This is a genomic window from Aedoeadaptatus coxii (assembly GCF_001553115.1).
In the GTDB taxonomy this organism is placed as follows: domain Bacteria; phylum Bacillota; class Clostridia; order Tissierellales; family Peptoniphilaceae; genus Aedoeadaptatus; species Aedoeadaptatus coxii.
This window is the reverse complement of the sequence record NZ_KQ960182.1, coordinates 66509-78994: the sequence shown is the minus strand read 5'-3', so window position 1 is coordinate 78994 and position 12486 is coordinate 66509. Positions and strand designations below refer to the sequence as shown.

Genomic DNA, 12486 nt, shown 5'->3' with positions numbered 1-12486 from the left:
TCAGAACGCTTGTTCGATCATTTGTTCTTATTGTAATCGAACATTCGTTTGAAGTCAAGGGTTTTTAGAATATATGTTTGAAATATATGTTCGTTTTTGGTATACTGTCATTAACTTAGAAAAGGAGCTTTATTCTATGTATGAAGATTTGACCGATCGCGAATCAACTATTCTTTTATTTATAAAACGTTACATCGAAACGAATGGCTACCCCCCTTCTATTCGCAATATATGTGAGGGCTGCAATATTAAAAGCACTTCAACGGTTCATTCCCATTTGGAAAAGCTTGAATATAAAAATTATATTCGTCGAGGTGCTACTATTAATCGCGCCATTGAAATCGTACAGCAAGATGACGACTTTCTCTACTCTAAAAAGAAAACGGTAGACGTTCCGATTTTAGGCCGTGTCGCCGCCGGTATGCCTATTCTCGCCGCTGAAAATATTTCGGATACGATTCCCTTGGCAAATGACGTCGTCAGGGATCGAAATCTCTTCTTTTTAACCGTCCAAGGCGAAAGCATGATCGAAGCCGGAATTTTAGACGGCGACCAAGTCCTTATCGAGCAATGCTCTACGGCTCGGGAAGGCGAAATTGTTTTGGCCCTTATCGACGAAGAGGCGACGATTAAAACATTTTACAAAGATACGGAAAATCACCGCTATCGTCTACAACCTGAAAATTCTTCCATGGAACCGATTTATGTAGAGGATTTGCAAATCCTCGGAAAAGTTATCGGGCTCTATCGCATGTTTTAAACTTAAAGTGCTTATAGGCCTCTATAAGCACTTTTTTGTTGCACTAAAAAACCCTCGGCTTCCCGAGGGTCATGTCAATCCATTAAGTTCATGGCTTTTAAAACTTTTCGAAGGGTGATTTTAATATGATCGAAGGTCAACCCGCCTTGGAAATAGACGCGATAAGGTTCCCGCATGGGGCCATCCGCGGAAAGTTCAATGGAAGAGCCTTCTATAAAGCCGCCTGCCGCCATGATCACTTGATCTTCATATCCCGGCATATCCCAAGGATACGGGGTTACATGTGAATCTACGGGAGATGCACTTTGAATGGCGCGGCAAAAAGCGACGAGGTTTTCGTCTGTTTTTAGCGCTATGGACTGGACGATATCGCTCCTCGGATCTTTCGAAGAAGGAATGCAATCGAATCCTAAATATTCGAATGTCTTTGCAAAGAGCAGCGCCCCTTTTATGCATTGATTGACGCGGTGTGGCGCTAAGAATAGCCCCATTAATGTGTTGCGCGTTTGACCGAAACTTAATCCGCATTCTTTTCCGATGCCGGGAGCTGTTAGCTCAGATGCTACGCGTTCGACGATTGCTTTGCTGCCGACGACATATCCGCCGGAAAGGCTTAAGCCGCCGCCCGGATTTTTAATGAGCGATCCCGCCATGACGTCGACGCCGACTTGGCTCGGTTCAATAAGTTCCGTAAACTCGCCGTAGCAATTATCCAAAAAGATAATGCCATTGTATTTTTTGCGAATTTCTTTTGCGGCACGCTCGATTTCGGATACGGTGAAGGCGCGGCGATCGGAGTAACCTGTAGAACGTTGCATAATGACGAGATCGACGTCGTCAGTAATGGCATCGCGAATGCCATCAAAGTCGATCATACCGTCTTGTAGGGGCAGTTCCTTATATGCAACCCCTCGCTCCTTTAAGTTCCCCGGCGCATTTCCCGCAACACCTAATACCTTGTGGAGCGTATCATATGGCGCGCCGGTGACGGATAAAATAGTAGACCCGTGGGATGTGAGGGCGCGAAGCACTAAGGAGATGGCATGGGTACCCGATACCATGTTCGGTCGAACCAAGGCGTCTTCCGTGCGAAAAATATCGGCGTAGACGGCTTCCACCTTCTCTCGCCCTACATCGCCATAGCCGTAACCGGTGGCCCAATTAAAATCCGTCGATGCCAACCTAACTTTTTGCAATGCATTTAGCACTTTTTCCTGATTCTCGTAGGCGATGTGATCCAATTCCAAAAATTCTCTTTCCAGACTCTTCTCTATGGTCTGTAATTCATTTTCATTAATCTTCATAGTTCACTCTTTCCAATATAGTCTCGATCGCCTCGTCTGTGCCCATAGCTTCCATATCCAGTAGAATGCCGTCTTCTTTACGGAACCATGTAAGCTGACGTTTTGCAAAATTACGGCTGTGTTGCTGAATCTTTTCGATAGCGGTGTCTCTATCCCACTCCCCTTTTAGATAGTTCACCACTTCCTTGTAGCCGATGGCCTGAAGGGGTTTTACATCGCCGTAATGCTTATAGAGGTTCTCCACTTCGTCAAAGAGACCGTCTTCTACCATGTGAAGAACTCTTCGATTAATGCGGTCGTAAAGGGTATCCCTATCCCAATTGAGGATAAAATAATCCCATCGTATATTCTCTCTTTTTTTGCGAAGATTTTCTCCGTCGTAATGTCCGCTTTCTAATTTTTCCAACGCCCGCATTACGCGACGAGGATTTAACAAGTCGGTGTTTTCGGCGAGTTTCGGATTTTTCTCTTCTAGGATTTTTACGAGATACTCGAGACCTTTTTCTTCATAAATAGCGTTTAGTTCATTGCGATAGTTTAAAGAAGGCTTATGACCAAACTGAATGTCGTAAATAAGGCCGTGAATATAGAGGGCCGTACCGCCGCAAATAATGGGAATTTTGCCTTCTCCGTTTAATCGATCGATAATGGGCGTAGCCTCTTGGTAAAAATCGGCAGCGGAATAGGGTTCGTCACCTTCTCTTATATCGATTAGATGGTGCGTAATGCCCTCCTTTTCCTCCTCCGTAATTTTTCCGGATCCGATGTCGAATCCCTTGTAAACTTGCACGGAATCAGCGGAAATAATCTCCGTCTCCATTGTCTTAGCCAGTTGAACGGAGAGGTTGGATTTTCCCGAACCTGTCGGCCCCGTAATTAAGATAAAGCGTCTCATAGACCCTCCCTCAAAAACAACTTCTCGAATGTTCGCTTTTCCAAGTGAATCATCGTTGGTCTTCCGTGAGGACAGGTGAAGGGCGTTTCCGCTCGATTTAATTCATCTAAAAGAGCATAGGCCTCTTCTTCCGATAGTCTATCCCCTGCTTTAATAGCGCTACGACAAGCCAATCGCATGATCTTGTAAATGTGTTGTTCCTTCACATCGACGCCTTTATCTAGACTGTGAAGAGAATCAAGGAAAAACTGACGGATATCGGGAATTAAAATATGTTGCGGCACTTCACGAATAAGCACGGTATTTTCACCGAATGGTTCCGGCGCAAAACCCAATAAGCTGTAAGCCTCTCCGTAAGTTTCAATGAGCTGCATCTCTTCAGGCGTCAGATGAATCTGAATGGGATCGAGGAGCAACTGGGTAGATACAGCTCCTCGATCAATGGCGCGGCTATACTTTTCATAAAGTATGCGCTCGTGGGCTGCGTGTTGATCTACTAGCAACACGCGATGATCTCGTTTATTTTCAAAGAGAATGTACGTGCGAAAAATGACCGCTAGGAACTCGTAAAGCTCCACGTCGAGAGGAGGTACTTTCGGTTTGGCCTCTTGCACACAAACCTCTTCGCTTTCTTCTTCCGGCTCTTCGTGATTGGCACCATAAGATGCTTTCGGTTCATAAACCCTTTCGGGAACATGTACTTGCTTCTTGTATTCCATCCCTTTTAGCGCATCCTCTTTTTCGCGATGAAGTTGAAAGATCGTCTTCTCAGGTTTTTGAACCTCTTCTATTTTAGATGAGGGTTCGGTGAACTCTTCCACGACCGGAATTTCTCTGTTCGGTTCCAAAGCACGCGCCACTAACCTTTCCAGTAGGACGGCAATTTGATTGTGGTTCGATAAACGCACCATCTGCTTTTGAGGATGAATGTTCACGTCTATTAAAACGGGATCAATTGTTAAATAAAGTATAAATACCGGATAGTGATGCAGAGGAATCAGAGAGCGATACACTTTTCTCACGGCATTGGAAATGTCGTCGCTCTTTACGCCTCGACCGTTAACAAAAATATATTCGCGTTCAGGGGTAGATCGATGTAATAAATTATTTCCTACATAACCTTCGATGCGGTATGACTCTGTTTCGAATTCAATGGGCACGAGATTTTTGGCGATCTCTTTACCTAAAATAGAATAAATGTGATTAAGATTATCCCCCGAGGCGTGAGACTGCAATAACGTCTTACGATCCCATAAAAGATGGAATGAAATATCCTTTCGACTCAGCGCAATAAGTTCCACCATTTTTATAATTTGGCGAATTTCTTTGCCGGAACTTTTCAAAAATTGTTTACGCACCGGCGTATTATAAAATACATCTCTGACGATCATGGTCGTTCCCGTGGCGGAACCTACGGGCGTTACATCGGATACTTTTCCTTCTGTAATCGAAACGGAATACCCAAAAGGCTCGTCATCGGTTTTGGTAATACATTCCATATTGCTTATATTGGCAATACTCGCTAAAGCCTCGCCGCGAAAGCCGAGACTTGTAATAATGGAAAGATCGGAAATAGTACGAAGTTTCGACGTCGCATGACGATTAAAAGCTTTTTTAATTTGATCCTTCGGAATGCCTTCGCCATTATCGGAGATGCGTATTTCGTCGAGTAAATTTTCAGACAGTCGTATACTGATAGAAGTGGCCTTTGCATCGATGGCATTTTCGACCAACTCTTTAATAATCGATGCCGGATTTTCGACAATCTCACCGGCCGCGATCTGAGAAATGGTTTGATCACTTAATGAAATAATCTCACGCATGGTCCACCTCCTCTTTTAAAGACTGTAAAAGCATAAGGGCCTCTAGCGGCGTCGTGTGATCGAGGTCGATGGATCTGATTTTTTCCCTCAGTTCATCATCTACCATAGTTTCGACAGCATCATCTTTTACGTGAATAGAAGCTGTTTCCACATTATTTTGCCTTTCCAAATCAACTAAAACACGACGCGCCCGTTCAATAACGGTAGGCTTCACGCCGGCAAGCTTGGCGACATCGATTCCGAAGGAGTAATTGCTTTCGCCCAATACGATTTTGCGCAAAAAGAGAATTTCTTCATCTACCTCTTCAGTTGCTACGGTGACGTTTAAAATTCCCTCATATTGATTCGCAAGCTCGGTCAGTTCGAAATAATGTGTCGCAAATAGGGTTTTGGCGCGAACGTCATCGTAAATATACTCAATAATAGACCAGGCGATGGAGAGCCCGTCGTAGGTACTCGTTCCTCTACCAACTTCGTCGAAAAGAATTAGGGAACGGGGTGTCGCGAGGCGTAATATTTCCGCTACTTCCGTCATTTCCACCATAAAAGTGGATTTACCGCGAGTTAGAAAATCCGATGCGCCGATACGCGTAAAAATCTGATCCACTATAGGTAAATTTGCTCGATCGCAGGGAACGAATGAGCCGATCTGCGCCATAATTTGAATCAGCGCCACCTGACGCATATAGGTAGATTTTCCCGCCATATTCGGCCCGGTAATCACTTGTAGGAAATAGCCATTAGGATCGAGACGCGTATCATTCGGGATATACTCTTCTTCAATGGTGCGCTCCACGACGGGATGTCGACCATTTTCAATGGAAATACTCCCCTCTTGATTAAGCGTAGGACGTACGTAGCCGTAGCGGTCGGCAATGAGAGCGAATGAACATATGACATCCAGTTCGGCAACAGCTTCGGATATATTTTGAATATTTTCGAGCTCTGTAGCAATGCGACAGCGAAGGGAATCTAAAAGCGCTAATTGACGCTCCAAAGCCCTTTCTTTGGCGTGGAGAATCCTTTCTTCCTGTTCCTTCAACTCATCTGTAAAAAAACGTTCCGAACCTACCAGCGTCTGTTTTCGAATAAATCGATCGGGTACCAGTGATAGATTCGATTTCGATACATCGAAGAAATAACCGAGAATTTTATTATATTTAATTTTTAGGTTCTTAATACCCGTACCTTCTCGTTCCCGTTCCTCCAGATCTAAAATCCATTGAGCGCCGCCCTCCGAACTGTCGAACAGCTCGTCGAGTTCCGAATCGTAGCCCTCACGGATGAAACGCTGCTCCTGATAACTTGCAGGCGGATCGTCGATAAACACAGATTCCAGTTCCTTTGCAAGATCCGAACAAGGATCTACCTGCTCAAAAAGACGGTAAAGAACCATTTCCCCTTCACTAGTGAGAAAGTCGAGGATTTCCGTAAAAGCCGCCAGACTTTTTTGAAGTCGAACCATTTGTTTCGGCGATAAATTTTGATTGGCGATGGAAAGTGCCAAGCGATCAATGTCGTAAATCGAGGCGAGCTTTTCGAGAATATCGTCGAATAAGATGCGGTTCGATTGGAGGGATTCGATTCGATCGTATTGCTCATTTAGCGAATCTGCCGACATCATGGGACGAAGAATTTTTTCCCGCATTTTACGGCTTCCCATTCGGGTAGTACAGCGATCTAAAATAGCATAAAGAGAATCTTTTTTTGTGCTGTCGTGGGTATTTTCGACGAGTTCTAAATTGCGAATGGTCGTATCCGATAAGTCCATATGCCCGTCGCCGTCATTCATACTTTGAATGTAAAGGTGATCTTGCCGACGAATCTGCGTCATCTCCAAATAATACACGAGCAAGTTGAGTGCCGGATGGTATTGAGAGTCAAACAACTCCGGATAGCGTTGATAGAGTTCCTCATTGCAATCCTCTACCCCATGCAGACTGACTACGCCGGCTTGTTTCGATGATGCCGAAAGCTCCCGCTCGTAGGCCAAGTCGCTAAATATGACTTCGGCAGGACGATAAAACTCCAGTTGTTTGTCGAGAAAACTCAAGGCATCTCGATAATCCCAAATGATTTTTTGTTCCAGATTGATACGGCCCGAAGCGTAATCACAATGGGCAAGCATCATCAATTTACCCTGCATGGCAACTGAAGTAATTCTCCGCGTATCGTCCGGATTTTCTTCGTCGACAAAAGTTCCCGGCGTCACGACCTTAATGATCTCGCGCTTGACTAATCCCTTAGCCTCTTTCGGATCTTCGACCTGATCGCAAATGCTGACGGAATAGCCCTTCTTTACGAGACGCTTTACATATTGATTGGCTACGCGAAAGGGAACGCCGCACATGGGAATCTTATCTTCCAATCCTCCGCTTTTTTTCGTAAGTGTAAGATCCAGAAGAGACGATACCTCGACGGCATCGTCAAAAAAGAGCTCGTAAAAATCGCCCATTCGATAGAATAAATAGGCTTCGGGATTTTTATTTTTTGTCTCGACATAATGGCGCATGGCCGGCGTCAATTTTTCAAAATCACTTATTTCCATGGACGATTTCTCCTCTGAGCGAGAAAGTGTTTCCTCCCACAATCTTAACCTTACGAATTTTGCCGATGGAATCTTCTTCATAGGGTACGTGAACGAGCTTAAAGCCGTTTGTTCGGCCACTCATCATGGTCTCGTCATTTTTGCTCCTGGAATCGAAGAGAACATCCTGCTCCGTACCGATTAAGGCCTCGTATTTTTCCCTCTGAATACGGTAGATTTCGTCTAGTAATCGTTGGAAGCGAGCGTCCTTAACTTCTTTCGGCACCTGATTTTCCATGCGATCGGCCCGTGTACCTTCTCTTCTCGAATAAATGAAGGTAAAGGCACTATCGTAACGAACGCGCCGCACAAGGTCTAGAGTATCTTCAAAATCTTCTTCCGTCTCTCCGGGAAAGCCCACCATAATATCGGTAGATAAAGCAATGTCCGGACGGACAGCCCGTAATTTGTCGATTAAAAGAAAATAATCTTCTCGCGTGTAATGGCGATTCATAGCCTTCAGCACGCGATTCGACCCCGCTTGTACGGGAAGGTGAAGGAAATTGGCAAGCTTAGGCAATTCGCCGTAACACGAAATTAAATCGTCGCTCATATCCTTAGGATGGGATGTGGTAAATTGAATACGCTCGATACCTTCAATCTCATGGACTCTACGTAATAAGTCGGCAAAAGACGTCTTTTCCTCCAAAGTGTTACCATAAGAATTTACATTTTGACCAAGTAGAGTCACTTCGTTGACGCCGTCGGCAACCAACGCTTGAATTTCTTCGATAATGTCCTCAGGAGATCGGGAAATTTCCCTTCCCCGCGTGTAAGGCACGATACAATAGGTACAAAAATTATTACATCCATAAATAATATTCACATAGGCCGAATTCCCCTTTACTTCGGAGAAAATTCGATTGTCTAAATTCGAATAGCTTTCCTCAATATCCACGATCCGTGTATTCCGATCGTCATTTTCTAAAATCAACTGAGGTAGTCTGTAAATATTATTAGTGCCGAAGACGATATTAACATGAGGGAAGGTTTCGAGAACATAATCTCTCGATTCCTTTCTCTGCATCATGCAACCGCAAACTGCTACTTTTAACTTCTTATTCGTTTTTTTAACGTGCTTTAAACGTCCGATATGGCCGATAACCTTATCTTCCGCGCTGTGACGCACAGAACAGGTATTAATAATCGAAAAATCCGCCTGCTCTTCATCATCGGTTTCGATTAAGCCCATGGTATCTAATAGAGTTTTTATTTTTTCCGAATCGTGTTCGTTCATTTGGCATCCGTGGGTTGTTATAACATAACGTTCGCCGCCATGTGTTTCTCGAACACGTTGAATAAATTCTGTATTTAAATCTTGCATAGTCGCTCCTTTAAATAATCTAACTTTCATTATACCATAGACATTTCGCCAATTTTAGGCATCAAAAAAGACATCCGAAGATGCCTTTTTCTCGATTTAGTAAGCTACGAAAGCTTTGGATTTAGTACCGCAAATGGGGCACGTTTCTTCGCTTTTATCAAAGGTAATGTAACCGCATACCGGGCAGAGTAAAATATCTTCAGCTTCTAAGTCTTTACCTGCGTCGACAGCCTTTTTAGCTTCTCCGTAGCGCTCAGCGTGAACCTTTTCTGCCGCTACTGCATATTCCATGGCCTTCACTGCTTCATCTTCGCCTTGCATTTTAGCTACTTCGATGAATGCGGGATACATTTCGGTGTATTCGAATACTTCGCCGTCGATACCTTTTTGAAGGTTTTCGGAAGTTGATCCGATACCGAATCCGGCCATGCTGGTTACGGGGAAATCACCGTGTACATTTTTCATTGCTTGGAAGTGTAGATTAGCGTGAACTTTTTCAGCATCTCCTGTGCATTTGAAAAGACGTTCTACATTCGCAAAGCCTTCTTTTTTAGCGGTTTTACCCCAAATACCATACCGCATGCTCGCTTGGCTTTCGCCTCCGAAAGCACTCCTTAAATTATCTTGTGTCATTGCGTGCATAATGAGTCCTCCTTATACAGTTTCTATATTTTCATTATAGACGTTTAGGAAAATATTACAAGCTTATAAGGTGTGCTCATGTACTTGGCATTATTGCATATTTTCAATTTTTGCCGCTTGATCCGCTGCTGTTAAAGCGTCGATCAAATCGTTTAAATCGCCGTTATTAATGTCGTCAATCCTATGGCTCGTGTAATTAATGCGATGATCGGTTACGCGGCCTTGGGGATAGTTATAGGTACGAATACGTTCGGAGCGATCGCCGGAGCCGATTTGGGATTTCTTTTCCTGACTTACGGCATCTTCTTGCTTTTGACGTTCCAAGTCGTAAAGTTTCGTCTTTAAAATTTTAAAAGCTTTATCTTTATTTTTAAGCTGACTCTTTTCGTCCTGACAGCTTACGACAATGCCCGTAGGTTCGTGAGTTAATCGAACGGCGGAGTCCGTCGTATTAACAGACTGCCCTCCGTTTCCGGATGAACGGAATACATCGACGCGTACGTCGTTAGGATCGATTTCGACTTCCACGTCGTCAATTTCCGGCATGACAATAACCGTTGCGGTTGAAGTGTGAATTCTTCCTGAAGATTCCGTTTCAGGCACACGTTGAACCCTGTGCACGCCCGATTCGTATTTTAATCTGGAAAAGGCTCCCTTGCCCTGAATCAAAAGGATGGCTTCCTTATATCCGCCAATGCCGTTTTCATTGCTGGAAAGAAGTTCCGATTTCCATCCGTTATTGTCTGCATAATGAATATACTGGCGAAGAAGAACGCCGGCAAATAGTGCAGCCTCGTCGCCTCCTGCACCGCCACGAATTTCCACGATGACGTTTTTATCGTCATTTTCATCTTTTGGAATTAATAGGATTTTAAGTTCGTCTTCAATCTTTTCGAGGGTTTCTTCGTCTTTTTTTATCTCTTCTTTAATGAGTTCGCGCATTTCGTCGTCTATTTTCTCATCGAACATACTCTTATTGTCCCTGAGATCTTGCGAAACTTTTACGTACTCTCTGTATTTCTTTACAATAGGTTCGATCTCCGCGTGTTCAATGGCGGTTTTTTGCAAGAGCTTGCTGTCGCTTTGAACCTCGGGATCCATCATCATTTTATTTAATTCTTGGTAACGATCCTCATATACCGTTAAATTTTCAAACATCTTACAACCTCCCATATAGTACGCGGTCGAGACCGGAAAAATCTCGCCGTATTTGTATATCTTTAAAATGGTGTTTTTCTAAAAGGTTTTTCACGGCGTCGCCTTGATCTGCGCCGATTTCAAACACAAGATAACCATTTGGATTCAAATAATGACGGGCCTCCTTTGTAATGGCCTCATAAAAGTCCAACCCCTCTACTCCTCCGTAAAGCGCGAGATGGGGTTCAAAGTCGAGGACGCTTTTATCCAATACCGCCATTTCCTTTTCGCTGATATAAGGCGGATTTGAATAAATCACATCAAAGGTATTCTCTATTTTATCAAATAAATCGGAATGAAGAAGTTGTAAATTATCCGCCTCGTGATTTTTTACATTGATCGTAGCAACATCTAATGCATCTTTCGATATGTCGGCGGATACAATGTAACCTTCCGGAAAAAGCTTAGCCAATGTTATGGCAACACAACCTGAACCCGTTCCGATTTCAAGAATTTTCGGCGCTTCCGGAACCAATGAACGAATGACTTCGATGCTATGCTCCGTATCGTATCGCGGAATCAGAACGCGTTCGTCGACATAAAAGCTTTCGCCCATAAAATAAGCTTTGTGAAGGATATAAGGTAGAGGTCTTCCCTTCTTGACATCCTCCAAGGCAGAATAAAGGCTCCTAGTTTCTTTTGATGTGAGCTTACGATCAGGTTGAAGAATAAAATCTTTTCTCGTAACCTTTATAAGCTCCTCCAATAGATCATATGCCTTAATTTCCTCGCCTTTTCCAAAGGCATCGAGACATAAATGAAAGGCCTCTCTTAATTCCATGTGTCGTCTTCTCCATCTTCAGGAAGTACGGCCTTCAAAGATGCGATCCCCACTTCCATTTGTTCCTCATTAGGTTCCTTGACGGTAAAATACTTTTGGATCATAAGGCCGGGATAACGCAATATGAGAGTTAGACGATTATCGTATTTTCCAATTAAGCGATTAACTTCAAATCCGATACCTGCAATCACCGGGAACATTAGTAGCCGCACGATAATCCGCCCTAATAAAGAAGGCCATCCGAAAAAAGATAGCACGACGACGGAAATAACCAACACCATAAAGAGAAAGCTCGTGCCACAGCGAGGATGAAGTCTAGAATACTTACGTACCTCATCCACTGTAAGGGGTGCTCCCGCTTCATAGCAGGCGATGGATTTATGTTCGGCCCCGTGATATTGGAAGACCCTGGCAATATCCTTCTGCTTGGAAATAAGTCCTAAATAGAGGAAGAAGATAAAAATGCGGAAAACGCCCTCCATTAAATTAAGCAAAATATGATTTTCAATTTTAGATTGGAAAAAAGTCGCCATTAAATTCGGTAAAATCATAAAGAAAATAACCGCCGACAAAAGAGAAATCAATACGGAGAGCACTTCTTCCATTTTTTTATGGTGTTTAGGGAAATGCTTTTCTAAAAATCCCTCTTCATCCTCATCAACTTCCCAAAACGAAGCCGAATAAATAATAGCATCTACACCGACGAGCATAGCCTCGATCAGTTTAACAGCACCGCGTAAAATAGGAACATTTAAAAAGGGAACCCGTTCTAAAATACTGTTATTTTTTTCGATACGCATGGCGATGTCGCCGTCAGGCTTGCGAACGGCGTAAGCCGTTTTGGAAGGTCCTTTCATCATGACGCCCTCGATGAGCGCTTGCCCGCCGATAGTGGTCTTAAAGGATTGTTTCATATAGTTAAGATACTCCTTATAAAAAAAGGTCCGCTTCCACGGACCATTCTTTATCTCTTATATTTTTTGTTAAATTTATCAATACGTCCGCCAGTATCCGTAAACTTTTGGCGTCCTGTGAAGAAAGGATGACATTCGGAACAAACTTCCACTTTTAAATCCTCTTTTACAGAGCCCGTCTTGAAGGTGTTGCCGCAAGCGCAGGTTACAGTTGCTTCTTTGTATTCGGGATGGATACCTTTTTTCATCTGTCCACACT

Annotated in this window: 11 protein-coding genes; 1 reads left to right on the top strand and 10 read right to left on the bottom strand. The window is 43.6% G+C overall.

All coding sequences use genetic code 11. The annotated features are described in order from the left end of the window. Nucleotides 1-136 precede the first annotated feature (136 nt). The gene (gene lexA, locus HMPREF1863_RS07195) at nt 137-760 is read left to right on the top strand and encodes a transcriptional repressor LexA (protein ID WP_068369240.1); all 624 of its coding nucleotides are present in this window, start codon (nt 137-139) and stop codon (nt 758-760) included. A gap of 74 nt (nt 761-834) precedes the next feature. Here lexA and HMPREF1863_RS07190 read toward each other — a convergent pair whose 3' ends face one another. From HMPREF1863_RS07190 to rpmE, 10 genes are all read right to left on the bottom strand, one after another. Next, complete coding sequence (locus HMPREF1863_RS07190; protein WP_068369237.1) at nt 835-2064, bottom strand: methionine gamma-lyase family protein; 1230 nt, start codon at nt 2062-2064, stop codon at nt 835-837. Further along, on the bottom strand, nt 2054-2959 hold the full coding sequence (gene miaA, locus HMPREF1863_RS07185) for a tRNA (adenosine(37)-N6)-dimethylallyltransferase MiaA (RefSeq protein ID WP_068369233.1): 906 nt from the start codon (nt 2957-2959) through the stop codon (nt 2054-2056). Before miaA ends, HMPREF1863_RS07190 begins: the two co-directional genes overlap by 11 nt. Next, complete coding sequence (gene mutL, locus HMPREF1863_RS07180) at nt 2956-4782, bottom strand: DNA mismatch repair endonuclease MutL (RefSeq protein WP_068369230.1); 1827 nt, start codon at nt 4780-4782, stop codon at nt 2956-2958. Before mutL ends, miaA begins: the two co-directional genes overlap by 4 nt. Further along, nucleotides 4775-7330: a DNA mismatch repair protein MutS gene (gene mutS, locus HMPREF1863_RS07175; RefSeq protein ID WP_068369229.1), complete on the bottom strand. Its 2556-nt coding sequence runs from the start codon at nt 7328-7330 to the stop codon at nt 4775-4777. Before mutS ends, mutL begins: the two co-directional genes overlap by 8 nt. Next, a complete protein-coding gene (miaB, locus tag HMPREF1863_RS07170; RefSeq protein WP_232300139.1) occupies nt 7317-8693 on the bottom strand; it encodes a tRNA (N6-isopentenyl adenosine(37)-C2)-methylthiotransferase MiaB in 1377 nt (458 codons plus the stop codon). Before miaB ends, mutS begins: the two co-directional genes overlap by 14 nt. A gap of 96 nt (nt 8694-8789) precedes the next feature. Continuing rightward, entirely contained in the window at nt 8790-9335 is a 546-nt protein-coding gene (locus HMPREF1863_RS07165; protein WP_068369225.1) for a rubrerythrin family protein, read from the bottom strand. Nucleotides 9336-9425: 90 nt separating this feature from the next. Beyond that, a complete protein-coding gene (gene prfA, locus HMPREF1863_RS07160) occupies nt 9426-10493 on the bottom strand; it encodes a peptide chain release factor 1 (RefSeq protein ID WP_068369220.1) in 1068 nt (355 codons plus the stop codon). A gap of 1 nt (nt 10494) precedes the next feature. Beyond that, on the bottom strand, nt 10495-11313 hold the full coding sequence (gene prmC / locus HMPREF1863_RS07155; RefSeq protein WP_068369217.1) for a peptide chain release factor N(5)-glutamine methyltransferase: 819 nt from the start codon (nt 11311-11313) through the stop codon (nt 10495-10497). Then, a complete protein-coding gene (locus HMPREF1863_RS07150) occupies nt 11304-12227 on the bottom strand; it encodes a DUF1385 domain-containing protein (protein WP_068369214.1) in 924 nt (307 codons plus the stop codon). Before HMPREF1863_RS07150 ends, prmC begins: the two co-directional genes overlap by 10 nt. Nucleotides 12228-12277: 50 nt before the next feature. Continuing rightward, nucleotides 12278-12475: a 50S ribosomal protein L31 gene (rpmE, locus tag HMPREF1863_RS07145; RefSeq protein WP_068369212.1), complete on the bottom strand. Its 198-nt coding sequence runs from the start codon at nt 12473-12475 to the stop codon at nt 12278-12280. Nucleotides 12476-12486 lie beyond the last annotated feature (11 nt).

Coding starts and splice junctions, on each gene's coding strand:
- HMPREF1863_RS07165 (WP_068369225.1), bottom strand. CDS start 9,335: ATGCACGCAATGACACAAGATAATTTAAGGAGTGCTTTCGGAGGCGAA.
- HMPREF1863_RS07150 (WP_068369214.1), bottom strand. CDS start 12,227: ATGAAACAATCCTTTAAGACCACTATCGGCGGGCAAGCGCTCATCGAG.
- lexA (WP_068369240.1), top strand. CDS start 137: ATGTATGAAGATTTGACCGATCGCGAATCAACTATTCTTTTATTTATA.
- prmC (WP_068369217.1), bottom strand. CDS start 11,313: ATGGAATTAAGAGAGGCCTTTCATTTATGTCTCGATGCCTTTGGAAAA.
- HMPREF1863_RS07190 (WP_068369237.1), bottom strand. CDS start 2,064: ATGAAGATTAATGAAAATGAATTACAGACCATAGAGAAGAGTCTGGAA.
- prfA (WP_068369220.1), bottom strand. CDS start 10,493: ATGTTTGAAAATTTAACGGTATATGAGGATCGTTACCAAGAATTAAAT.
- miaB (WP_232300139.1), bottom strand. CDS start 8,693: ATGCAAGATTTAAATACAGAATTTATTCAACGTGTTCGAGAAACACAT.
- mutL (WP_068369230.1), bottom strand. CDS start 4,782: ATGCGTGAGATTATTTCATTAAGTGATCAAACCATTTCTCAGATCGCG.
- mutS (WP_068369229.1), bottom strand. CDS start 7,330: ATGGAAATAAGTGATTTTGAAAAATTGACGCCGGCCATGCGCCATTAT.
- rpmE (WP_068369212.1), bottom strand. CDS start 12,475: ATGAAAAAAGGTATCCATCCCGAATACAAAGAAGCAACTGTAACCTGC.
- miaA (WP_068369233.1), bottom strand. CDS start 2,959: ATGAGACGCTTTATCTTAATTACGGGGCCGACAGGTTCGGGAAAATCC.